The organism is Sulfuritalea sp. (genome assembly GCF_031426875.1).
Taxonomy (GTDB): Bacteria; Pseudomonadota; Gammaproteobacteria; order Burkholderiales; family Rhodocyclaceae; genus Sulfuritalea.
The window spans coordinates 1-22,183 of record NZ_JASJPC010000072.1 but is presented as its reverse complement, the minus strand read 5'-3'; the positions used below and the strand labels follow the sequence as shown (position 1 = coordinate 22,183).

Genomic DNA, 22,183 nt, shown 5'->3' with positions numbered 1-22,183 from the left:
CATGGACATGGCAATTACCTTCGGCCTGATCCTGGCCCTGTTCGCCCTGCTCGGCAGCGGCATCTGGATCGGCCTGGCCCTGCTCGGCGTCGGCTGGCTGGGCATGGAAATGTTTACCACGCGGGCCGGCGGCGATGCGATGGCGGTCACCATCTGGGGCGCCTCCTCGTCCTGGACCCTGACCGCGCTGCCGATGTTCCTCTGGATGGGCGAGATCCTGTTCCGCACCCGGCTCTCGTCCGACATGTTCAAAGGCCTCGCGCCCTGGCTGGAAAAGCTGCCGGGGCGCCTGCTCCATGTCAATGTAATCGGCTGCACGATATTTGCCGCGGTGTCCGGCTCGTCGGCCGCCACCTGCGCCACGATCGGCAAGATCACCCTGCCCGAACTCAAGAAACGCGGCTATCCGGAGGCCATCACCATCGGCACCCTGGCCGGCGCAGGAACGCTGGGCCTGCTGATCCCGCCCTCGATCATCATGATCGTGTATGGCGTCGCGGCCGAAGTGTCGATCGCCAAGCTGTTCATCGCCGGCGTGTTTCCCGGCATCCTGCTGGCCACGCTGTTCATGGGCTGGATCGTGGTCTGGGCGCTGTTGAATCCCGACGCCGTGCCGCCCGCCACCGAACAGACCAGCTTCGGCCAGAAGCTCTACGCCTCGCGCCACCTGATCCCGGTGGTGCTGTTGATCACGCTGGTGCTGGGTTCGATCTATACCGGCGTCGCCACGGCCACCGAAGCTGCGGCGCTGGGCGTAGTCGGCAGCCTGGTGCTGGCCGCCGCGCAAGGTGCGCTGTCCTGGAACACCTTCCGCGAAAGCCTGTTCGGCGCCACGCGGCTGTATTGCATGATCGCCCTGATCCTCGCCGGCAGCGCCTTCCTCACGCTGTCGATGGGCTACATGGGCCTGCCGCGCCATCTCGCGGAATGGATCGCCAGCCTCGGGCTCGGCCAGTTCGGCCTGCTCTTCGGCCTGATGATTTTCTTCATCATCCTCGGCTGCTTTCTCGACGGCATTTCGATGGTGGTGCTGACCATCGCCGTGATCCAGCCGACCATCGTCGCCGCCGGCATCGACCTGATCTGGTTCGGCGTATTCCTCGTGGTCGTGGTCGAAATGGCGCAGATCACGCCGCCGGTCGGCTTCAACCTGTTCGTCATCCAGGGCATGACCGGCAAGCAGCTGCCGTGGATCGCCCGCACCGCGCTGCCGGCCTTCTTCCTGATGGTCGCGGCGGTCGGTCTGCTCTACGCCTTCCCGGGCATCATCACCTGGCTGCCGCAGCGCATGGTGGGATGAAACCGCGCCTGCTTGCGCTCGGCGACGGCGCGCTGACGCTCGAATTCGGCGAGCACATCGATCCGGCGACGAATGCCCAGGTCATCGCGGCACGCAATGCGCTGGCGGCCATGAAGCTCGAAGGTATCAGCGACGTGGTACCGGCCTGGCGCTCGCTGACGGTGCATTTCGATCCGCTGCAACTGGATCGCGAACTTCTCACCCGTCACCTACTGGAATGCGCGCAAGCAAAAGCGCAAGAGTTGGCGCTGGCGACACGGTGGCTGATCCCGGTGGTTTTCGGTGACGAGCATGGGCCGGATCTCGCCAGCGTCGCACAGGCCACCGGGCGCAGCGAATCGCAGATCATCGAGGCGCTGTGCGCGACCGAGCTGCGCGTTTTCCTGATCGGCTTCCTGCCCGGCTTTCCCTATCTCGGCGAGCTGCCCGACTGGCTGCGCCTGTCGCGCCTGACCACGCCGCGTGCCGCGGTGCCGGCCAACAGCCTGGCCATCGCCGGCGCGCAGGCCGCCATCTACCCCTGGCAAAGCCCCGGCGGCTGGCATCTGCTGGGGCGCACGCCGGTGCGCCTGTTCGACGTCGCCGACACCGCCCGTCCGGCGCTGCTGGCACCCGGCGATGCGGTGCGTTTCAGGCCGATAGCCCGCGCGGAATTCGAGCGCCTCGCCGCCGCCGTCGCGGCGCGCGAAATCGAACCCGCAGCGTGGCAGGCGCAATGATCGAAATCCTCGACGCCCCGCTGCCGGCCAGCTTTCAGGACGGCGGCCGACCCGGCTACCGGCATCTCGGCGTGCCGCTGTCGGGTGCGCTGGATGGCGGATGGCTGGCCATCGCCAACGCGCTGGTCGGCAATCCGTCGGCCACCGTCGCGCTCGAAATCCGCCTGCGCGGCCCGCGGCTGCGTGCGACCCAACCAGTCACGCTCGCCCTGGCCGGCGAGTTCTCGGCGCGCATCGAGGATGCCGCCGGCCAGTCGCGTGCCGCCGGCAACTGGCGCAGCCTGGCGTTGGCGGAAAACGAAATCCTCGACACCGGGTTTCTCAAGAGCGGCATCGGCTACCTCGCGGTGCGGGGCGGTTTCGATCTGCCGGCCGTGCTCGGCAGCCGCTCCACCTATGCCCGCGCCGGATTCGGCGGCATCGAAGGCCGTGCCATCAAGGCCGGCGACTGTTTGAAAGTTGGCGTTGGCGCCCCGCCGATTCTGCTGCGCCTGCCGCGATCACCGCGCCAGACCGACGGCCCCCTGCGCGTCATCGCCGGTCCTCAGCGCGACTACTTCACCGATGCCGCCTGGGCGACTTTGCTCGATGCCGAATTCAGCGTCAGCCGCGAGGCCGACCGCATGGGCCTGCGCCTCGACGGTCCGCGCCTGAGCCACGCACGCGGCAGCGACATCATTTCCGACGCAGTCACCCCCGGCGCCATCCAGGTGCCCGGCGACGGCCGCCCCATCGTGCTGCTGGCCGATTGCCAGACCGTCGGCGGCTATCCGAAAATCGCCACCGTAATCGCGGCCGACCTGCCGCGTCTCGGCCACGCCCTGCCCGGCCAAACCCTACGCTTCGTCGAAGTCAGTCTGGCGCAGGCGCTCGCCGCCCGCCGCGAAGCCGCGGCGATACTGGCAGAATGCATCGCAAGCATGGTGCCGGAGCGCGCCGGATTCGACCTCGACGCGCTCTACGCCGCCAACCTGATCGACGGAGTCATCGATGCCCAGCATTAACCTCAATGCCGACCTCGGCGAAGGCTACGGCCCCTGGCACATGGGTGATGACGCCGCCATGCTGGCGATCGTCGCCTCGGCCAACATCGCCTGCGGCGGCCATGCCGGCGACCCCGATGTGATGCGCCGCACGCTGCGTCTGGCGCAGCAGCGCGGCGTTTCGATCGGCGCCCACCCCAGCTATCCCGACCTGCAGGGCTTCGGCCGCCGCGCCATGGCCTTGTCGCCGAGCGAACTCGAAAACCAGATCGCCGCCCAGGTCGGCGCGTTGGCCGCCATCGCCGCGCTCGAAGCGGCGCGCGTGACCCACGTCAAGCCGCACGGCGCGCTGAACAATCTCGCCTGCGTCGATCGCGGCGTGGCCGATACCATTTGCCGCGCGGTGCGTGCCATCGATCGCAGCCTGATCCTGCTGGCGCCGGCGGCCTCGCAACTGGTCGCCGCGGGACGCGCCGCCGGCCTCGCGGTGGTCGAGGAAATCTTCGCCGACCGCGCCTACCTGCCCGACGGCCAGTTGGTGCCGCGCTCGCGTGCCGACGCCATGATCCACGGCCCGCAAGCCTGCCTCGCCCACGTGCAAGCCATGCTCGACGCCGGCGCCCTGATCGCCGTCGACGGCACGCGCATTCCGACGCCGATCGGCAGCATCTGCGTGCACGGCGACAGCCCCGATGCCGTCGAGGTAGCGCGGCATCTGCGCCAGGGGCTGGCGACGGCCGGCTACGATATCGTGTCATTGCCGGCGCTTGCGTCACATGCCTGACGGTTACAATCGCGTCATGTCCACCGCCCTGCTGCGCAGCACCGAACTGCGCGAACTCGAAACCCGCTACGCCGGCGTCGTGCCGCCGCTGATGGAACGCGCCGGCCATGCCGCGGCCGAGTTCGCCCAACGCCTGCTCAAGGGCAGCCGCGCCCCGGTGCTGATCCTGGCCGGCCCCGGCAACAACGGCGGCGATGCACACGTCATGGCTCGGGTGTTGCAGCAACGCGGCATTGCAGTGCTCGTCGCCGGCACCGGCGACACCATCCCGGCCGGCAAGTACGGCCTGGTGGTCGATGGCCTGTTCGGCATCGGCCTGGCGCGGCCGATCGAAGGCGCCTGGGCCGAACTCGTCGCGCGCATCAATGCCTACGCCGGCCCGGTGCTGGCGCTGGACATTCCCGGCGGCCTCGACGGCGACACCGGGCGCGTGCTGGGCATCGCGGTGCGCGCCACGCATACCCTGAGCTTCATCGGCGGCAAGCCCGGCCTCTACACGCTCGACGGTCCCGACCATTGCGGCGAAGTCAGCGTGGTCAATCTTGGCCTCAGGCTCGACGGCTTGCCCGGCGCCCTGCTTTCGATCGACGATTTCCGCGTCGGCCTCAAGCCGCGTCCGCGCAACAGCCACAAGGGCAGCTACGGTTCGCTGGCCGTGATCGGCGGCGCGGCCGGCATGAGCGGCGCCGCGCTGCTGGCATCACGCGCCGGATTGCAGCTCGGCGCCGGCCGCGTCTTTGTCGGCCTGCTGCAGGCGCTGGCGGTCGATCCCGTGCAACCCGAACTGATGCTGCGCTCGCCGGAGAACGCCCTGGCCCAAGCCACGGCGGTCGTGGTCGGTCCCGGCCTCGGCACCTCCGATGCGGCGCTAGCAATACTTCGCCGTGTCGCCAGCGCCAACTTTCCACTGCTGCTCGATGCCGACGCGCTGAACCTGCTCGCCGCCCATCCGGTACTTGCCGCCGGCATCGCTCGCCGCGAAGCCGCCACGCTGATCACGCCGCATCCGGCCGAAGCCGCACGCCTGCTCGCAAGCAGCACCGAGGCCGTGCAGGCCGACCGCGTCGCCGCCGCGCTGGCATTGGCGCAGCGCTTCAAGGCCGACGTCGCGCTCAAGGGTTGCGGCACGGTCATCGCACATCCCGACGGGCGCTGGCGCATCAACACCCGCGGCAACCCGGGCCTCGCCTCGGGCGGCACCGGCGACGTGCTCTCGGGCTTCGTCGGCGCGCTGCTGGCGCAAGGCTGGCCGGCAGACGCCGCCCTGTCCGCAGCCGTGCATCTGCATGGCGCCGCGGCCGAGGCGCTGACCGCCGCCGGCGACGGCCCGATCGGCATCGCCGCCGGCGAGCTGATCCCGGCCGCACGCACACTGCTCAATCGCCTCATCGCAACGAATGTCTGAAGCCCACCGCAAGGTCGGCTTCGCCGTGCTGCTGATGCTCGGCGCGACGCTGTGCTTCGCCGCGCTCGACGCCACCTCCAAGCATCTGTCGCAGACCTACCCGATCCCGATGATGGTCTGGGGCCGCTACACCTTCCACTGCCTGATGATGCTGATCTTCCTCGCGCCCTCGATGCGCCTGCAGCTGATCGCCACCGCGCGCCCCATGGCACAGATCGCGCGGGCGCTGATGCTGGTCGGCACCACCGGCTTTTCGATGATGGGCTTCTCCATGATGCCGCTGGCCGAAAGCACGGCCTTCCTCTTCGTCACGCCGCTGGTGGTGGTGATCCTGTCGCACTGGCTGCTCAAGGAATCGATCTCCGGCGCGCACTGGATCGCCGTCATCGCCGGCTTTTGCGGCGCCCTGCTGATCGCCCGCCCCGGCGGCGCGCTAAACCTGCCCGGCATCGTCTGGATGTCGCTGGCCGCCGCCTGCTATGCGATCTACCAGATCCAGACGCGGCAGCTTTCGCCGACCGAGAACACCGTCACCATGCTGTTCTACACGGCCCTGGTCGGCACCGTATCGATGACGCTGGCGGCCCCGCTATACTGGGGCGGGCCGATGCCGGACTGGACCGACGCGGCGCTGATCGCTTCACTGGGCATCTACGGCGGCACCGGGCACCTGATGCTGACCCGCGCGTTCCGTTACGCCGCCGCCTCCTTCCTGTCGCCCTTCCTTTACGCCCAACTGATCTGGGCCATGCTGCTGGGCTGGCTGTTCTACCGCCACCTGCCCGATCTGTTGTCGGTGGCCGGCATCGTCGTGATCGCCGCCAGCAGCATATCGATCGCGCTGGTGGAACGCTTCAAACGTCAAGCATGAGGTAAAGTAGTCCGGCAGCGTACAAATTGCGGGAGGGCGCCCATGTTGCACGTTCTCGAAAACATCGTTCCGAAGCGCTACTGGGCCTGGAGCATTGCTGCAATCCTCTGCGCCGGCTGCCTCGCGCTGCTGCCGCTCTCTCCGCTGTGGCTGTGGCCGGCGCTGGTGTGCGGCGCGCTGACCCTTGTCGGTCTGGTGGATTTCCTCCAAGTCAAGCAAGCGATCCGCCGCAATTACCCGCTGCTCGCCCATTTCCGTTTCTTCTTCGAATACATCCGGCCGGAGATCCGCCAGTATTTCCTCGAAGCCGATTCCGAGGAACTGCCCTTCTCCCGTGCCCAGCGTTCGGTCATCTACCAGCGCTCCAAGCAGGCCGTCGACAAGCGGCCCTTCGGCACCCAGCTCAATGTCTATGAGCCGCATTACGAATGGATCAACCACTCGATCGCGCCGGTGCACATCGCCAGCCATGACTTTCGCATCAAGATCGGCGGACCGGACTGCGCCCGGCCCTATTCCGCCAGCGTGTTCAACATCTCGGCGATGAGCTTCGGCGCCCTGTCCGCCAACGCGATCCTGGCCCTGAACCAGGGCGCGAAGCGCGGCGGTTTCTTCCACGATACCGGCGAGGGATCCATCTCGCGCCATCACCGCCAGCACGGCGGCGATCTGGCCTGGGAGATCGGCAGCGGCTACTTCGGCTGCCGCGATGCCAGCGGGAATTTCGACGAAAACAAATTTGCCGAGAACGCACGCCTCGACCAGGTCAAGCTGATCGAGATCAAGCTCTCGCAGGGTGCCAAGCCCGGCCACGGCGGCGTCCTGCCCGGCGCCAAGGTGACGCGCGAAATCGCCGAGGCGCGCGGCGTGCCGATCGGTGTCGACTGCATCTCCCCGGCCAGGCATTCGTCATTTTCGACGCCGCGCGAACTGATCGCCTTCATTGCCCGGCTGCGCGAGCTGTCCGGCGGCAAGCCGGTCGGCTTCAAGCTGGCCATCGGCCATCCCTGGGAATGGTTCGCCATCGTCAAGGCCATGCTCGCCACCGGCATCACCCCCGATTTCATCGTCGTCGACGGCGGCGAAGGCGGCACCGGCGCCGCGCCGCTGGAGTTCACCGACCACGTCGGCGCGCCGCTGCGCGAGGGCCTGATGCTGGTGCACAACACCCTGGTCGGCGTGAACCTGCGCAGCCGGATCTGCCTCGGCTCCTCGGGCAAGATCGTCACCGCCTTCGACATCGCGCGCACCATGGCCATGGGCGCCGACTGGTGCAATTCCGCGCGCGGCTTCATGTTCGCGCTGGGCTGCCTGCAGGCCCAGACCTGCCACACCGGCAAGTGCCCGACCGGCGTCACCACCCAAGATGCTAAACGCATGCGCGCGCTCGACGTGCCGGACAAGTCGGACCGCGTGTTCCAGTTCCATCACAACACGCTGCTCGCCCTCAAGGAAATGCTCGGCGCCGCAGGGCTCAGCCACCCCGGCGAGCTTGGCCCCGAGCACGTAATCCGCCGCGTCTCGGCCACCGAGGTACGCTCCCTGGCGGCGCTGCACCACTGGGCAAGGCCCGGCGAGCTGCTGGCCGGAGTCCCCGACCATCCGGTATTCAAGGTGTTCTGGGACGTCTCCAGCGCCGATAGCTTCGCCGCCCCATCGACCACGCTCAGCCAGCGCGGAGCAAAAATACATTGATCGCGGCACGATCGCGAAACCTGTAGGGCCGATGTAGGGCGGACTTCAGTCCGCCAACGTAATCTGGCCGACTGAAGTCGGCCCTACAAAACGCCAGCGGTGGGTGGCGCCGTAGGGCCGACTTCAGTCGGCCGAATGTGGGAGACGCTGTAGGGCCGACTTTAGTCGGCCAAGCGGTGGATGGCGGGCTGAAGCCCGCCCTACAATCCGCCCTACATCCGCCCTACGTCCGCCCTACAATCCGTTCCCGAGGCCCATCCCGCGCTACACTCCTGTCATGTCCTATGACAATCTTCGCAAGGGGCGCTGTTCGCTTCCCGGACAGTTCTATCTGATCACAGCCGTAGCCGCCGACCGACAGCCCTTGTTCGCCGACTTCGCCACGGCACGCTGCGCGATTGCCGAATTGCGGCGGACGCATGATCGAGGCTCAGTTGTTTCCATGGCCTGGGTACTCATGCCGGACCATTTGCATTGGTTGTTCCAGCTCGGCGAGGGATTCGCGTTGGCCAGTGTCATGCAAGGCTTCAAAGGGCGTTCGGCGAGAGAAATCAGGCGGCGTGGAGAGCACCGGCAAATCTGGCAGCGCAGTTACCACGATCACGCCCTTCGCGCCGAAGAGGATGTGCAGGAAGTCGCGCACTATCTCGTCGCGAACCCGCTGCGCGCAGGCCTCGTCCAGCGCGCCGGGGATTACCCGCACTGGGATGCAATGTGGATATAGACAGGAATTGCGGGCGGATCGGCGTGGATGGCTCTGTAGGGCCGACTTCAGTCGGCCGGGGGTGGATGGCTCTGTAGGGCCGACTTCAGTCGGCCGGTTAACGTTGGCGGACTGAAGTCCGCCCTACGGTCCGCCCTACATCCGCCCTACATCCCCCCCCCACGTCCGTCCTACGCCCGCCGCGGGGTAAGCCGAACCGCCGGTGCTAAAATCCGCGGCACTCACAACCGGGCAACGAACCTCATGGAACTCCCCCTTCAGCTCGCCGCCGAAGTGCAGCGCAATGTGCTTGCCGCCCTGGTCGAAGATATCGGCGGCGGCGACCTGACTGCCATGCTGACTTCGGCCACCACGCGTTCGCACGGCACCGTGATCAGTCGCGAGGATGCGGTGCTGGCCGGCGCGGCATGGTTCGACGCCTGCTTCCGCCGCCTCGACCCGCTGGCGGCGATCCGCTGGCATGCGCGCGACGGCGAAACCATCGCCGCCGGCCAGACGCTGTGCGAAATCGAAGCCAACACCCGCGCCCTGCTCACCGCCGAGCGTGCCGCCCTGAATTTCCTGCAACTGCTTTCCGCCACCGCCACCGCCACCCGTTACTACGTCGATGCGATTGCCGGCACCGGCGCACGCATCGTCGATACGCGCAAGACCCTACCCGGCCTGCGTCTGGCGCAGAAATATGCCGTCACCTGCGGCGGCGGCCACAATCATCGCCTGGGCCTCTACGACGGCATCCTGATCAAGGAAAACCACATCATGGCCGCCGGCGGCGTGACCGCCGCGCTGCAACAGGCAAGGGCCATCAGCCGCAATGAGGTCTTCGTCCAGATCGAGGTCGAAACCATCGAACAACTCGCCGAAGCGCTCGACGCCGACGCGAAAATGGTCCTGCTCGACAACATGGATCTGGCACAGATGCGCCAGGCCGTCGGCCTCACCGCCGGGCGCGCCGCACTCGAAGCCTCGGGCGGCGTCAGCCTGGAAACCGTGCGCGCCATCGCCGAAACCGGCGTCGACCGCATTTCGATCGGCGGCCTGACCAAGAACGTCCGCGCCATAGACCTCTCGCTGCGGCACAGCGAGGGCTGATCTGCTAGAATTCGCGCCCTGCTCAATCAGGGCGGATTTGTAGGGCGGATTTGTAGGGCGAACTTGTAGGGCGGATGTAGGGCGGACTTCAGTCCGCCATCCACCGTTGGCCGACTGAAGCCGGCCCTACAATACCGGCCCTACGAACAGCAGCACCAGCGGAGAGGTGGATGAGCGGTTTAAGTCGCACGCCTGGAAAGCGTGTTTAGGATAATATCCTAACGAGGGTTCGAATCCCTCCCTCTCCGCCATGAAGCCAGACACGACGCGCCTTTCGGCGCGTTTTGCGTTTACGGCCCGGCTCACAGCGGACGTATCGATTCCCCACGAACCTCCAGCCAGACGCACTCGCCGTTCCTGCGCTTCATGTTGAGAATCGCCGTGCGCGGCAGCCCGGCGATGTGCCGCGTGATCACGTCCATGACCCAGCCGTGCGTGATCGCCAGGATGCGTGTGCCGACATTCGGCCGCGCAATGCTCGCGATCGCATCGAGCACGCGATCGGCGAAATCATCCATGGATTCGCCCTGCTCGAAATCGGTCGCCGGGTTTCGCTTGAGGATTTGCTGCAGCAGCACCGGATTCAGGTCGGCCAGTTCCGACTTGGGGATGCCCTGGATGGCCCCGAAATTCCTTTCCATCAAGCCGTCGTGACAGGTCGGTGGCTCCAGCCGCAGCGAGCGCGCAATGATCTCCGCGGTCTCACGCGAACGGATCAGGGGACTTGAATAGACCTTGGCAAACCCCGCGTGGGAGAAACCGCCGACCAGCTCGTAGGCCTGACGGCGCCCCTGGTCGTTGATCGGCACGTCGGTCCAGCCCTGCAGGATGCCGGCGATGTTCCAGTCGGTTTCGCCATGGCGCGCGACGCAGATGTAGGTGGGTGGGCTCATGGCGACCGCCCAGGTGTTGTAACCCCTGTAGGGCCGGCTTCAGCCGGCCGGGGTGGATGGCGGACTGAAGTCCGCCCTACAACGGGCCGCCCGACAAGGGCGCGGCCATTTCGCAAGCACTGCACTAGAAATACCAGCGGGTCACCATCTCCGCCACGCAGGCCGGTTTTTCGCCACCCTCGATTTCGATCGTCGCCTTCCAGACGATTTGCGCGCCGCCGGGTATCTCTTCCAGTTCGGCCAACACGAAGCGTGCACGCACGCGGCTGCCCACCTTCACCGGCGCCGCAAAGCGCACGCGATTGAGGCCATAGTTCACTGCCAGTTTGATGCCCTCGACCGCGATGCACTCCCCGGCGAACTTGGCCAGCAGCGATACCGTCAGATAGCCATGCGCGATCGGCCCGCCAAACGGCGATTCGCGTTTCGCGCGCTCGACGTCGACATGAATCCACTGCTCGTCGCCGGTGACGCTGGCAAAGGCATTGACGCGCTGCTGATCGATCAACAGCCAGTCGCTGACCCCGATCTCCTGCCCTACTCTGGACCTGGCATCGTCGATGCCAGCAAAACGTGTTGATTTCATGAGCCCCCCGTGCTGAGGGGTGGATTATCGCAGAGGGAGCGCAATCCAATCCCCACCTTCTGGAACACGAATTTTCGAGGGAGGCTCAGTACTGGCCGGATCAGCTCGTCGGCTTGGTATCGCCGCAGTTGCCGCCCCGCTCCATATCTTCGAGAACCTTCCTGATCTGTTCGTACAGCCCCGGAAGGTCATTGTGGATGGTCTTCCAGACGATTTCCAGGTCGACCTTGAAGTAACCGTGAGCGACGGCATTGCGCATCTGGTAAGCGAACGCTAAGGGTAATTCTGGGTGCTCGACCGCAAACCCGGGATGGTCTTGCTCAATGTTGTGGCTGGCCTCACCAATGATCTCAAAGTTCCGGATCACGGCGTCTTGGGCCATTTCGTTCTGGAGAAATACCACCTCGTCGATGTCCGCGACGTAGCGGTCAATGCGCTCGATGGCTTCCCGGATGTGCCCAAGGTAGTCGGTCACCCGCTGCCGGTTGCGAGTCACACCGGCACCGCCTCGGCGAGCACGGAGTCACGGAACTTATCCGGCAGAGCCTTGGGTGTCAGCACATCCACCGGCACGCCAAGCAGTTGCAGCAACTCATGCCGGATTGCGCCGATGTCCAGCAGGGTTGTTTCCGGGGTGGGATCGATTAGCAGGTCCAAATCGCTATTCTCGGTGTCGTCGCCATGGGCCACCGAGCCGAAGACGCGTGGATTGCGGGCACGATGAGCCTCCACCACCCGGCGGATGGCTTCACGATGAGAGGCGAGGAGTAAGGATGGCTTCAAGGCAATCTGGGACGAAATCAATCACTGAACGCGATTTCAAGGTACATGACCAACCGGGTTACGTCAATCGCGCAACTCGGTCTCCTCCGTTTCGCATCCGTGTGACCGGTTTCCTGCAAACCAAAAAATCAATCCCTGAAATCCGATACCCGAAAACAATGCGGCCCCTTACACCGCGTTTTCGCGAACCAATGTTGACAACGTGATTCATTGGCCCGCCCGACAGGACTCGAACCTGTTACCCCCGGCTTAGAAGGCCGGTGCTCTATCCAGATGAGCTACGGGCGGCAGCACTTCAACCGTGCGGGGCGAGTTTAGCGCAGGACGGAACAAACTGCGTCCGGGGGGGCATAATTACGGTTGTCACCGCCTGATCCAAGCTCATCGCCATGGCTAACGAACCAACCTACTGCTACCACTGCCGCACGCATCACCCACGCAACGAAATGCGACTGATCGTCACCAAGACCGGCAAACGCTGGCGCTGCATCCGCAGCATCGAAGCCACCCAGCAAGGCGCGGCCGCGCGCGAGGCTTATGGCCGGCTGGTTTCCGAGATCAACAAGGCCGAATCCAAGAGCCGCGCGCAGCGGATGAACAACCTCCTGCAGGAAAAGTAGTCCGCATGGCCGGCCCCACGTCAGACAAGCTCGACCGCATCGTCGCCGATGCCCGCCGCGCCGCCGACGCGCGCGACCTGGGCTACCGCGAGCAGGCCCTGAAAATCTACCCCTGGATCTGCGGCCGCTGCGCCCGCGAATTCACGCGCGCCAACCTGCGCGAACTGACGGTACACCACCGCGACCACAACCACCAGAACAATCCGTCCGACGGCAGCAACTGGGAGTTGCTGTGCCTCTACTGCCACGACAACGAACATCAGCGGCAACTCGAAGCGGCGGGAAGTTCAGGAGTTGGCGCTGGCGCCACGGCGGCCACGCATTCACCCTTCGCCAACCTCAAAGCAATGCTGGGCAACAAGGGCACGTAGGGCGGGCCGTAGGGCGGACTTCAGTCCGCCATCCACGCTGAAGTCGCCCAGCAATGGGCAATATCTCCGGCGCGGTACGGTGCGATCTCGAAAGGAATTGCTCGGCCGCTGGCTTGCTCGAAGGCCTTGGCCATTTCGAGCACCGAATAGCCGCGACCCGTACCCAGATTCACCGTCAGCAGACCACCGGACCGATTCAGGTATTCAAGCGCCGCAATATGGCCTTCTGCCAAGTCCATCACATGAATGTAGTCGCGCCCGCCGGTACCGTCCGGCGTCGGGTAATCCTTACCCCAGACACTGATGGAGCTTAGTCCATCCGACTTGGCCATTTTCTGGCCGTATGGAAGACGCGAAGAATCTCCACGGCGTTACCGCGCACGCGATAAGGCAGGATGTATGAGAACCGTGTTACGACGAGTTCCCGCGTTCCGGCAATGCGACCAGGGCGCCCCATGTCGGGGTGATCTGCGAGCATGGCCCCGCTGTCTCGCACATGGAGAACGAATTCGGCTGCTGTGCGCGGACTGTCCTTGGCAAGGTAGACAGCCTCATCGTCCAGGTTCTCCAAGGCACGACGTAGCCATCTAACCTGCATACTTCCTCACCACCGCATCGATTTCCGCATCAGACGCGAAGTCATTGGCATCGGCTTCCTTGAGTGCCTGCTGAATCTCCCCGATCTGCCAAGCTTCAAGGTCGATATATTGACGAAGGGCTTCACCTGCGAGGTAGGACTTGGATCGATGGGTGGCATCAGCCAGCATGTCGAGTCGCTCCTTCATTTCTTTCGGAACGCGCAAGGTCAGTGTCGTGGTTTCCATTGAGAACACCTTGTGTTGTAATGTACACAAGTTAATACTATCACGGAGTCACAGAGCACGATCATCAGGCATCAGTCGCGCCCCTCTTTGCAGCGCGCGTCAAGGCAGTTGTCGCCTCGGTCATGCAGCCAACGGCTGAATAGGCTTGTCGGATGGATGGTCAAGACGTGGGCCGGATACCATGGCGGTCGAATACCATTGCAGCCGACTGAAGTCGGCCCCACAACGCCATCCACGCCCCGGCCAACCGTAGAGCGGACGTAGGCCGGACCGTAGGGCGGACTTCAGTCCGCCAACTCACGCAGATCGTCGAGCGCTTCGTCGGTGCAGACGATCCTCATGCCTGCACTGTCTTGCGGGCGAGCCTCGCGTCCAGACGTGCCTTCAGCGTAGCCATCGCGTCCGCGTGCTCGCGCAGGCCGGTCTCGCCGGAATCCACCCGGCGCATGGTCGCGGTGACTTTGCCGAACAGCCATTCGCCGTACCCGGGCTCCTTTTCCAGGATCAGCTCCTGGATCAGCGTGTCGGCAGCGTCCTCGATCGAGATCATGATCCCCACCGGCCGGTCGTTTTTCGTTACGACGACGGGCTCGCGCCCGGCAGCCGACGCGGCAATCCAGAACCCGTGCCGCCTCACACGAATGTCGCGGGGGATACCCCGAAGCGCTCGCTGAGTACCCGGATTTGGCGAACATTGAGATCCCGCTTGCCGGCAAGGATCTCCGAGACGACGCCTTGGCTGCCAATCTCGCTCAGATCGGTTTGCTTGAGTCCGTGTTGTTCCATCAGAAATTTCAAGGCCTGGACGCCGGTAACATCGGGCAACGGGTGATTCTCCGCTTCGTAATCCTCGATCAGATCGCCGACGATATCGACCAAGCCCATCGCGGGATGATTTTCGTTGCCGCCGGCCGCATCAAGCAGCGCCTCGAGCATGGACACCATCCGCTGATAGTGCTCTGCATCACGAATCGGGGCGATATTGGTTGCGCTGCGAAAGGCCTCCCACGCCGGGAGCAGGTGTTTGACCTGGATGTGTGCGTTCATGATTTCCATGCTCCTTTGTCGTAGTCCCGATGGGTTAACACCGCTTTGATGTAAACGATCTGCTTCTCGAACCGGATGTAAGCGATAAGCCGATACTTGTTGCCGCCAATGTCGAAAACCGCCAGATCACCGACTTTGTCGATCTTGCTGAACGCTGCCTTCAATTCAGCCCAATTACCAAACCGGTTCTTCTCGATCACTCTTCGCCAACCCCGCAACGGCTCGTCCGCCTGAGGGTGTAGAGCGGCGAATACTCGCAATGCGCTGTTGCTGATAACTTTCACGGAATCAGTATATCTCTATTTGAGATATTCGCAACGAGTGAGTTTTGCAAGGCCGACTACAAAGAGTTGGCGCTGGCAACACGGCGGCTCACTGCCCCAACGCCTGCTTTTCGCACGACTGCTGCCAGCGCCACGCGTCCGTGCACATCTGCTCCAAATTCCTCCCCGCTTTCCAGCCGAGCAACTGGTGGGCGAGGCCTGGATCGGCCCAGCACTGGGCAATATCTCCGGCACGGCGCGATTTCGAACGGAATAGCTCTGCCGCTGGCTTGCTCGAAGGCCCTGGCCATTTCGAGCACCGAATAGCCGCGACCGGTGCCCAGATTCACCGTCAGCAGACCACCGGACCGATTCAGGTATTCAAGCGCCGCAATATGGCCTTCTGCCAAGTCCATCACATGAATGTAGTCGCGCACGCCGGTACCCTCCGGCGTCGGGTAATCGTTACGACTGATCTTCCGCATATCCGTTGTGATCGCATAGAATGCCGTGCAGTTATCGATAGCCGCATGCTCTCGTGATACTTCGGAACCGTTATGAAAACCCTCTTCATTACCGGCGGCGCCGGCTTTATCGGCTCGGCCCTGATACGCCTGCTGATCGCCGGGAGCGACTGGCGCATCGTCAATATCGACAAGCTGACCTATGCCGGCAACCTCGAATCCCTGGCCGGCCTCTCCGATCCCGCGCGTCACGTGTTCAGCCGTACCGACATCTGCGACCGGGCCGCGCTGGACACGCTGTTCATCGATCATCAACCGGCAGGCGTAATTCATCTGGCCGCCGAATCGCATGTCGACCGCTCGATCCACGGTCCCGGCGACTTCATCGAAACCAATATCAGCGGCACCTATACCCTGCTCGAAGCGGCACGCGCCTACTGGTCCTTGCTCGAACCTGAGGCCAAGGCCGGCTTCCGCTTCCATCACGTGTCGACCGACGAGGTCTTCGGCTCGCTGGGCGCGACCGGCCTCTTCGTCGAAACCAGCCCCTACCAGCCGAACTCGCCCTATTCGGCGTCCAAGGCCGCCTCCGACCATCTGGTGCGCGCCTGGCATCACACCTACGGCCTGCCGACGGTGATCACCAACTGCTCGAACAACTACGGCCCCTGCCAGTTCCCGGAAAAGCTGATCCCGCTGATGATCCACAACGCGGTGTCGGACAAGCCGCTGCCGATCTACGGCAAGGGCGACAACGTGCGCGACTGGCTCTATGTCGATGACCACGCCCGCGCGCTGCGCCTGGTGTTCGAGCGCGGCCTCCCGGGCGAGACCTACAACATCGGCGGCCACAACGAGAAGACCAATCTGGACGTGGTCGATACGCTGTGCGCCCTGCTCGACGAACTCAAGCCGCGATCCGACGGGCGCAGCTACCGCGCACAGAAGATCTCGGTGGCCGACCGTCCCGGCCACGACAAGCGCTACGCCATCGACGCCGGCAAGATCCAGCGCGAACTGGACTGGACGCCGCAGGAAAGCTTCGAGACCGGCATGAGGAAGACCGTGCAGTGGTATCTGGACAATCCGGCCTGGGTCGCCCATGTCGTCTCCGGCGAATACCGGCAGTGGATGGATCGCAACTACGGAGACCGCACATGAGCCGCCTGCCCCAGACTACCCGCGGCATCATCCTCGCCGGCGGCTCGGGCACCCGGCTGCATCCGGTGACCTTGGCCGTGTCCAAGCAGCTCTTGCCGATCTACGACAAGCCGATGATCTACTACCCGCTGACCACGCTGATGCTGGCCGGCATCCGCGAGATCCTGCTGATCTCGACCCCGCTCGACACGCCGCGTTTCGAGCAACTGCTGGGCGACGGCTCGCAGTGGGGTATCAGCATCAAGTACGCGGTGCAGCCCAGCCCGGACGGGCTGGCGCAGGCCTTCATCATCGGCCGCGATTTCGTCGGCGACCATCCGTCGGCGCTGGTGCTGGGCGACAACCTGTTCTACGGCCATGATTTCGGCGCCCAGCTGCAGCATGCCGCCGGGTCTGAGTCAACAGTTGGTGCTGGCGCCACGGTGTTCGCCTACGCCGTGAGCGACCCCGAACGCTACGGCGTGGTCGAGTTCGACGCAACGGGACGCGCGATCAGCATCGAGGAAAAGCCGAAAGCGCCGAAGTCGCGCTATGCCGTGACCGGGCTGTACTTCTACGACAAGCAGGTCTGCGACATCGCCGCCAGCCTAAAGCCCTCGGCGCGCGGCGAACTGGAGATCACCGACCTCAATCGCATCTATCTCGAACAAGGCCAGCTCAAGGTCGAGATCATGGGCCGCGGCATGGCCTGGCTCGACACCGGCACCCACGAGTCGCTGCTCGAAGCCGGCCAGTTCATCGAGGTCATCGAAAAGCGCCAGGGCCTCAAGGTGGCCTGCCCCGAGGAAGTGGCCTGGCGCCAGAAATGGATAGACGACGCACAACTGGCGAAGCTGGCCGAGCCGCTGGCCAAGAGCCAGTACGGCCAGTATCTGCAGAACCTGTTAGCAAACGAGGTACGAGGATGAAAGCGATTCCAACGGCGATCCCCGATGTGCTGTTGCTGGAGCCGAATGTATTCGGTGACGACCGCGGCTACTTCTACGAGAGCTGGAACAAGCGGACCTTCGCCGAACTCGGCATAGAGGCCGACTTTGTCCAGGACAATCACTCCAAGTCGCAGCGGAATGTCCTGCGCGGCCTGCATTACCAGATCGAACACGCCCAGGGCAAACTGGTACGCGTCACCGCCGGCGCCGTCTACGACGTGGCGGTCGATCTGCGCCGGTCTTCACCCACGTTCGGCCAGTGGGTAGGCTTTACGCTGTCCGCCTCTGACCGCCGCATGGCCTGGATACCCCCGGGCTTCGCCCACGGCTTCTGCGTCACCTCGGAGTCCGCCGAGTTCCTCTACAAGACCACCGACTACTGGAGTCCGGCGCACGACCGCACGCTGCTCTGGAACGACCCGCAACTGGCGATTCCCTGGCCGCTGACGGCAGAGCCGCTCCTGGCGGCCAAGGACGTGACCGGCACGCCGCTGGCCCAGGCCGAAACCTTCGCATGAGAATCGGATAACGAGCGCTGCCAACACCGACTTTTTCAACCGCCACCAGTCGAAAAATGGTTGGCTGCTATTCGTTTGCCATTTCAGTGATCACGCCTCGCAGTCTAAGCATGTCGAGTACCTGACCAACACAAACTTCAAGCGGCAAGCTACCCGTGTCGACCTCCAACTCGGGGCTAAGCGGTGATTCATAGGGCGAAGATATTCTCGTAAATTCCTTTACCTCGCCGGTGCGGGCGCGGCGATAGAGCCCTTTCACGTCACGTTTTTCGCAAACCTCCATCGGAGCATTACACCAAATCTCGATGAAATCTCCATGAGGAAACAAGCCACGCGCTCGATCACGATCGAGACGAAAAGGGGAAATGAACGCCGTCATCACAACGGCCCCCGACTCGACCAACAATTTCGCCGCCTCACCAACCCGGCGAATATTCTCGCCCCGGTCCTCCGCAGAAAACCCTAGATCTGAGCACAAGCCATGACGCACATTGTCACCATCCAGCACGAATGTGTGGCACCTTTGCTGATGCAAAGACTCCTCCACTGCATGCGCCAATGTCGACTTTCCTGCGCCGGAAAGACCGGTAAACCACAGCACTGCCGAACGGTGGCCGTTCATCTGCGCACGTCGAGCGCGTGTCACTGTCGCGTGGTGCCAGACGGTGTTGCTGCTTTTGACCATGTCATCTCCAAATTACATCTACAATCAGCTTCCAACTTGCCTGGCGACATTTCCTGGCGCTGGAGAACACCCCTTCGAATCCAATTGGAGCAACCGGCGCTTCGGGGTATTACCACCGTGACTATCGGATGATCGTATTGGCACCGCTATTATTTTATCCGCGCGAGCAAATACCAAATAGCCTAGGGTTCGCTTCCTGCGCTGACCAATCCAAGAAGTATCGAGATTCGCCACTACCCCGTTCATGAATTCAATTTTTTACGGCCTGCTTGGGCTGATAGCATGGGCGCCCTTACCTCTGGGCAGCAATCGTACCTGGGCGTGGGCAATATTGGTGGCTGGATCCAGTCTGCTGGCGATTGCATGGCTGGTCGGGCATCTGAGAGGACGCTTTGTCGTTACCGATGCATTTCGACGTGCGCATTGGGCATTGGGTGTAGGCGCGCTCTGGCTGCTCTATATCGGACTTCAATTCGTCGCGCTGCCCGCCGAGTGGGTCCAGACCCTGTCTCCTCGCGCTTATGAAGCCCACGCCACTGCGGCAGGCGTTCTAGGGCATTCGATTGGCACCACGCTTACGCTCAGCGTTGATCCCCACGCAACACGCGATTTCTGGTTTAAGACCGTGGCCTATGAGTGCATGTTTTGCCTCACGTTATTGGTAGTGGATACGCGTCAGCGGCTTGAGTTACTACTCAAGACACTGGTAGTTTCTGGCACCCTGCAAGCGTTTTATGGCAGCATCATGGTACTGTCCGGCCTCGAATACGGCTTCGTGATCAAGAAATTCGCTACCGGTCTCGTCACCGGAACATACGTTAATCGCAACCATCTGGCCGGATATCTCAATCTATGCCTGGCGGTTGGCATCGGGCTGATGATCTCGAAGCTTGGGGGTGAGGCCATCCACACCTGGCGGCAGCGGATACGATCCATTGCCAGCTTGCTGCTTGGCGAAAAAACGCGCCTGCGCGTCTATCTGATCGTGATGGTCATCGGCCTAGTGTTGACGCGTTCACGCGGTGGCAACGCCGCGTTTTTCGCCAGCACATTGATCGTCGGCGCAATCGGCCTGATGCTGATGCGCAATGCACCACGTTCGACGATGTTTTTCCTAGTGAGCATCGTCGCAGTCGATATTTTTGTCGTGGGCACCTGGTTCGGGGTCGATCAAGTTGCTAAGCGTATCCAGGAAACTGAGGTAACAAGCAAAGTCGACAATCTGCTGCCTACCGAAAATCGGGACGAAGTCGACCGGCTAGCGTTGAAGTATGCACAGGACTACTTATTCACCGGATCGGGAGGGGGGACTTTCTACGTTACGTTCCCGACATACCAAAATCGCAGCGTTGTCGGCTTTTTCGACCACGCACACAACGACTACCTGCAACTCTTAACGGAAACCGGCGTCATCGGCCTTGCACTTTGCATTCTGATTGTTCTACTGGCGGCGGTGCAAGCCCTGTTGGCCCTGCGCCGTCGCAATGACTCCCTGATGCGCGGCACGGCCTTTGGCGTCATGCTGGCCATTTGCTGGCTGACGATCCATAGCACCATGGATTTCAACATGCAAATACCGGCCAACGCGCTTACCATGACCGTCATTCTGGCACTTGCCTGGGTGGCAGCGGCTCTTCGGGGTGGTGGCTCGCGCGACCTCAGAAAGCGCCGTGAACATTCGGATCGCGAATCAAAAACTCCTCCCGCTTTCGCCCCCGCGCCAGTTCATCTGCGAACCAGCGCGGTAATCGGCCACGGCCCGACCACGTAGCACCAGTGGCCGGATTACGGTACTTGATCGGCGCCGTGGCACGGGATGACGTCTGCTTCGCAGTTCCTCCCAGATCCGCCAAAGTAATGCCGTGTTCCGCCATCTTCGCCTTGATCTCAGCAACAGCGACTGCCAGTTCCGTCTTTCGTGCCGCTTCTGCTTGGCGCAACAAATCTTCTGCCTGCGCCTTCAATTCCTGGTAAGTTGCCATTTGCATGTCTCCGTAAGTCAAACTGTCGGACGATTCCATCCGCAGTTAGAGTAGATCTAATAGTCGGTATAGCTTCGAACAACCCATACGCGACTCAACGCTGTTATGAGCGCCAGTCACTCCGTATAAAAGACTCCTTCATGATCGTGCGATTCTATAAATTCATGCCGCACAGTTCTTTCGAGCGCATCGCTCAACGACACCGGGGGTAAGAACCCTGACGTCTCCAACGCCGTGTTGTACACAGAGTTGGCGCAGAACTTCTTCACACGAATTGAACTAATGGCAAACCGCCTACCGGTAATCGCTGCGGCTAGGTCAAAAACCTTTCCAATCATGAACCCCACTACAAAAGGTAAACGAAACCCAATCGCAGCTGACTTTCCCAGCATGCGGTTCACGGTTCCTACCAAGTTATTCATAGTGAAGTCCGGTTTATCTATGTAGTTATAAATATGTACTCCAGGCTTCAAGGTAATTGCAAATTCAAGAAACGCTGCAATATTCTCGACGTAGGCCATTGACTTTCGATTCTTGCCGTCACCGACCATCACAAAGCGACCCGAGGCTATCTGTCTGAGTAGGTTGAACACGTTGCCGCGGTTCTGTTCCCCAAACACCACCGTGGGTCGAACAATGACCAAGGTACGAATGGATGGTGCTTCTGCTTGCCAAGCTTTGAAGGCAAGTTCCGCTTCATACTTCGTCCGGCCGTAGTCGTTGAACGGAGCAATCATGCCGGATTCATCCGTTCCTATTGGCGCAAATCCATAGACTGCGACCGTGCTTGTAAAGACAATCGTCTTGACACCCTTTTCACGAGCAACGACGCACAAATTCTTGGCGCCTTGCACGTTAACTTCGTCATACAGACTAAGCGGCCGAACATCATCTCGATGTTCAGCCGCCAAGTGGACGACCACAGAATCCGCGGTAACAGTCGCACGTAGCGAATCTATGGACCTAACATCTGCAATTTTGACTCGTTCCGGGAATAACGCGCTTGGCGCCTTATCAATTATTGAGAAGCGAATGGTTTCCGCTTGACTTAACCGACGGGACAAGCGCGTACCGATAAACCCGCTACCACCAACAATATCTACATTCATAGCTATCGCGTCCAACTCGACAAGTCCCTATTCAACAATTGACTTAGTACAGATATGTCTTCACGAAAAACATCAATTAACTCCTGCCGAAACTCTGGGCGTAACGAAGAACTAGGTGGTCGAGCATAGTTAATAGGGCGGATGACGTCCGACAATAATTTTAATGGTCTGCGGAATCTATTGGTCAATCCAACAAAATCGCTGACGGCAGTAATTGCCCTATTGAAAAGAGCCCATCGATAAACTCGTTTTTCGTTATACGCCGGAAAATCAACACGATGATCATCCTCAAGAGAGAGGAAATTGAGTACATCGAGATACGGCGCGCGTCAAGGTAGTTGTCGCCTCGGTCATGCGGCCAACGGTTGAATATGG

28 protein-coding genes, 2 tRNA genes and 2 pseudogenes are annotated in these 22,183 nt (G+C 62.4%); 16 read left to right on the top strand and 16 right to left on the bottom strand.

All coding sequences use genetic code 11. From position 1 onward, the window contains the following. The first annotated feature begins 1 nt into the window (after position 1). The 10 genes from RMO95_RS22945 to RMO95_RS22900 all read left to right on the top strand — a co-directional run bounded on the left by RMO95_RS22945 (position 2) and on the right by RMO95_RS22900 (position 9,824). Entirely contained in the window at positions 2–1,300 is a 1,299-nt protein-coding gene (locus tag RMO95_RS22945) for a TRAP transporter large permease subunit (RefSeq protein ID WP_310453019.1), read from the top strand. After that, on the top strand, positions 1,297–2,019 hold the full coding sequence (gene pxpB / locus RMO95_RS22940; protein WP_310453018.1) for a 5-oxoprolinase subunit PxpB: 723 nt from the start codon (positions 1,297–1,299) through the stop codon (positions 2,017–2,019). Before RMO95_RS22945 ends, pxpB begins: the two co-directional genes overlap by 4 nt. Further along, complete coding sequence (locus RMO95_RS22935; protein WP_310453017.1) at positions 2,016–3,023, top strand: biotin-dependent carboxyltransferase family protein; 1,008 nt, start codon at positions 2,016–2,018, stop codon at positions 3,021–3,023. Before pxpB ends, RMO95_RS22935 begins: the two co-directional genes overlap by 4 nt. After that, the gene (locus RMO95_RS22930; RefSeq protein ID WP_310453016.1) at positions 3,010–3,786 is read left to right on the top strand and encodes a 5-oxoprolinase subunit PxpA; all 777 of its coding nucleotides are present in this window, start codon (positions 3,010–3,012) and stop codon (positions 3,784–3,786) included. The genes RMO95_RS22935 and RMO95_RS22930 overlap by 14 nt, the downstream gene beginning before the upstream one ends. Next, positions 3,779–5,191, top strand: coding sequence for an NAD(P)H-hydrate dehydratase (locus RMO95_RS22925; RefSeq protein ID WP_310453015.1), 1,413 nt, complete (start codon positions 3,779–3,781; stop codon positions 5,189–5,191). The genes RMO95_RS22930 and RMO95_RS22925 overlap by 8 nt, the downstream gene beginning before the upstream one ends. Beyond that, complete coding sequence (locus RMO95_RS22920; RefSeq protein WP_310453014.1) at positions 5,184–6,062, top strand: DMT family transporter; 879 nt, start codon at positions 5,184–5,186, stop codon at positions 6,060–6,062. The genes RMO95_RS22925 and RMO95_RS22920 overlap by 8 nt, the downstream gene beginning before the upstream one ends. A 42-nt stretch (positions 6,063–6,104) precedes the next feature. Continuing rightward, on the top strand, positions 6,105–7,757 hold the full coding sequence (locus RMO95_RS22915) for an FMN-binding glutamate synthase family protein (RefSeq protein WP_310453013.1): 1,653 nt from the start codon (positions 6,105–6,107) through the stop codon (positions 7,755–7,757). 277 nt (positions 7,758–8,034) lie between these two features. Beyond that, the gene (locus tag RMO95_RS22910) at positions 8,035–8,481 is read left to right on the top strand and encodes an REP-associated tyrosine transposase (RefSeq protein WP_310453012.1); all 447 of its coding nucleotides are present in this window, start codon (positions 8,035–8,037) and stop codon (positions 8,479–8,481) included. Between the two features lie 243 nt (positions 8,482–8,724). Continuing rightward, positions 8,725–9,573 carry a carboxylating nicotinate-nucleotide diphosphorylase gene (gene nadC, locus RMO95_RS22905; RefSeq protein WP_310453011.1) on the top strand — a complete coding sequence of 283 codons (849 nt, stop codon included), beginning with the start codon at positions 8,725–8,727 and terminating at the stop codon, positions 9,571–9,573. 160 nt (positions 9,574–9,733) lie between these two features. After that, positions 9,734–9,824 (top strand) — tRNA-Ser (locus tag RMO95_RS22900). Positions 9,825–9,875: 51 nt separating this feature from the next. Here the strand turns inward: RMO95_RS22900 and RMO95_RS22895 are convergent. From RMO95_RS22895 to RMO95_RS22875, 5 genes are all read right to left on the bottom strand, one after another. Further along, on the bottom strand, positions 9,876–10,466 hold the full coding sequence (locus tag RMO95_RS22895) for a histidine phosphatase family protein (RefSeq protein WP_310453010.1): 591 nt from the start codon (positions 10,464–10,466) through the stop codon (positions 9,876–9,878). 124 nt (positions 10,467–10,590) lie between these two features. Then, positions 10,591–11,052: a MaoC family dehydratase gene (locus tag RMO95_RS22890; RefSeq protein WP_310453009.1), complete on the bottom strand. Its 462-nt coding sequence runs from the start codon at positions 11,050–11,052 to the stop codon at positions 10,591–10,593. 100 nt (positions 11,053–11,152) lie between these two features. Next, complete coding sequence (locus tag RMO95_RS22885; protein ID WP_310453008.1) at positions 11,153–11,548, bottom strand: DUF86 domain-containing protein; 396 nt, start codon at positions 11,546–11,548, stop codon at positions 11,153–11,155. Continuing rightward, positions 11,545–11,835, bottom strand: a complete 291-nt coding sequence (locus tag RMO95_RS22880) for a nucleotidyltransferase family protein (RefSeq protein WP_310453007.1) — start codon at positions 11,833–11,835, stop codon at positions 11,545–11,547. Before RMO95_RS22880 ends, RMO95_RS22885 begins: the two co-directional genes overlap by 4 nt. A 211-nt stretch (positions 11,836–12,046) precedes the next feature. Then, positions 12,047–12,123, bottom strand: a tRNA-Arg gene (locus RMO95_RS22875). Positions 12,124–12,224: 101 nt separating this feature from the next. Between RMO95_RS22875 and RMO95_RS22870 the strand changes: the two genes are divergently transcribed. Both RMO95_RS22870 and RMO95_RS22865 read left to right on the top strand, forming a co-directional pair. Continuing rightward, entirely contained in the window at positions 12,225–12,455 is a 231-nt protein-coding gene (locus RMO95_RS22870) for a hypothetical protein (RefSeq protein ID WP_310453006.1), read from the top strand. A gap of 5 nt (positions 12,456–12,460) precedes the next feature. Beyond that, the gene (locus tag RMO95_RS22865) at positions 12,461–12,826 is read left to right on the top strand and encodes a YajD family HNH nuclease (protein WP_310453005.1); all 366 of its coding nucleotides are present in this window, start codon (positions 12,461–12,463) and stop codon (positions 12,824–12,826) included. Positions 12,827–12,870: 44 nt separating this feature from the next. Here RMO95_RS22865 and RMO95_RS22860 read toward each other — a convergent pair. The 7 genes and pseudogenes from RMO95_RS22860 to RMO95_RS22830 all read right to left on the bottom strand — a co-directional run. Beyond that, positions 12,871–13,158 (bottom strand): annotated as a pseudogene (locus RMO95_RS22860) (NAD-dependent epimerase/dehydratase family protein); the annotation flags it as partial. Continuing rightward, the gene (locus RMO95_RS22855) at positions 13,137–13,424 is read right to left on the bottom strand and encodes a type II toxin-antitoxin system RelE/ParE family toxin (protein WP_310453003.1); all 288 of its coding nucleotides are present in this window, start codon (positions 13,422–13,424) and stop codon (positions 13,137–13,139) included. The pseudogene RMO95_RS22860 and the gene RMO95_RS22855, both read right to left, overlap by 22 nt. Beyond that, positions 13,414–13,650, bottom strand: coding sequence for a ribbon-helix-helix domain-containing protein (locus tag RMO95_RS22850; RefSeq protein ID WP_310453002.1), 237 nt, complete (start codon positions 13,648–13,650; stop codon positions 13,414–13,416). Before RMO95_RS22850 ends, RMO95_RS22855 begins: the two co-directional genes overlap by 11 nt. Positions 13,651–13,987: 337 nt before the next feature. Continuing rightward, on the bottom strand, positions 13,988–14,200 hold the full coding sequence (locus RMO95_RS22845; RefSeq protein WP_310453001.1) for a hypothetical protein: 213 nt from the start codon (positions 14,198–14,200) through the stop codon (positions 13,988–13,990). 83 nt (positions 14,201–14,283) lie between these two features. After that, the gene (locus tag RMO95_RS22840) at positions 14,284–14,697 is read right to left on the bottom strand and encodes a type II toxin-antitoxin system HigA family antitoxin (RefSeq protein ID WP_310453000.1); all 414 of its coding nucleotides are present in this window, start codon (positions 14,695–14,697) and stop codon (positions 14,284–14,286) included. Further along, positions 14,694–14,981: a type II toxin-antitoxin system HigB family toxin gene (locus RMO95_RS22835; RefSeq protein ID WP_310452999.1), complete on the bottom strand. Its 288-nt coding sequence runs from the start codon at positions 14,979–14,981 to the stop codon at positions 14,694–14,696. The genes RMO95_RS22840 and RMO95_RS22835 overlap by 4 nt, the downstream gene beginning before the upstream one ends. Before the next feature lie 88 nt (positions 14,982–15,069). Next, positions 15,070–15,424: pseudogene (locus RMO95_RS22830) on the bottom strand (UDP-glucose 4-epimerase); the annotation flags it as partial. A 93-nt stretch (positions 15,425–15,517) separates the two neighbouring features. Here RMO95_RS22830 and rfbB point away from each other — a divergent pair. Genes rfbB through rfbC form a run of 3 tightly spaced genes read left to right on the top strand, consistent with a single transcriptional unit; the run spans position 15,518 to position 18,032 of the window. Beyond that, positions 15,518–16,585 carry a dTDP-glucose 4,6-dehydratase gene (rfbB, locus tag RMO95_RS22825; RefSeq protein WP_310452998.1) on the top strand — a complete coding sequence of 356 codons (1,068 nt, stop codon included), beginning with the start codon at positions 15,518–15,520 and terminating at the stop codon, positions 16,583–16,585. After that, positions 16,582–17,493, top strand: a complete 912-nt coding sequence (gene rfbA / locus RMO95_RS22820; protein ID WP_310452997.1) for a glucose-1-phosphate thymidylyltransferase RfbA — start codon at positions 16,582–16,584, stop codon at positions 17,491–17,493. Before rfbB ends, rfbA begins: the two co-directional genes overlap by 4 nt. Further along, positions 17,490–18,032 carry a dTDP-4-dehydrorhamnose 3,5-epimerase gene (gene rfbC / locus RMO95_RS22815; RefSeq protein WP_310452996.1) on the top strand — a complete coding sequence of 181 codons (543 nt, stop codon included), beginning with the start codon at positions 17,490–17,492 and terminating at the stop codon, positions 18,030–18,032. Before rfbA ends, rfbC begins: the two co-directional genes overlap by 4 nt. 67 nt (positions 18,033–18,099) lie before the next feature. Here rfbC and cysC read toward each other — a convergent pair whose 3' ends face one another. Continuing rightward, on the bottom strand, positions 18,100–18,717 hold the full coding sequence (gene cysC / locus RMO95_RS22810) for an adenylyl-sulfate kinase (RefSeq protein ID WP_310452995.1): 618 nt from the start codon (positions 18,715–18,717) through the stop codon (positions 18,100–18,102). A 244-nt stretch (positions 18,718–18,961) separates the two neighbouring features. Here cysC and RMO95_RS22805 point away from each other — a divergent pair, with 244 nt between their 5' ends. Then, positions 18,962–20,488, top strand: coding sequence for an O-antigen ligase family protein (locus tag RMO95_RS22805; RefSeq protein WP_310452994.1), 1,527 nt, complete (start codon positions 18,962–18,964; stop codon positions 20,486–20,488). On the opposite strand, the gene RMO95_RS23170 is transcribed toward RMO95_RS22805, so the two are convergent. The 3 genes from RMO95_RS23170 to RMO95_RS22795 all read right to left on the bottom strand — a co-directional run. Continuing rightward, the gene (locus RMO95_RS23170) at positions 20,376–20,699 is read right to left on the bottom strand and encodes an H-NS family nucleoid-associated regulatory protein (RefSeq protein ID WP_409574983.1); all 324 of its coding nucleotides are present in this window, start codon (positions 20,697–20,699) and stop codon (positions 20,376–20,378) included. The genes RMO95_RS22805 and RMO95_RS23170 overlap by 113 nt on opposite strands. A 116-nt stretch (positions 20,700–20,815) precedes the next feature. Beyond that, the gene (locus tag RMO95_RS22800; protein WP_310452993.1) at positions 20,816–21,808 is read right to left on the bottom strand and encodes an NAD-dependent epimerase/dehydratase family protein; all 993 of its coding nucleotides are present in this window, start codon (positions 21,806–21,808) and stop codon (positions 20,816–20,818) included. A 184-nt stretch (positions 21,809–21,992) separates the two neighbouring features. Then, positions 21,993–22,183 (bottom strand): hypothetical protein (locus RMO95_RS22795; RefSeq protein WP_310452992.1); only part of this gene is annotated, 191 nt, incomplete at its 5' end.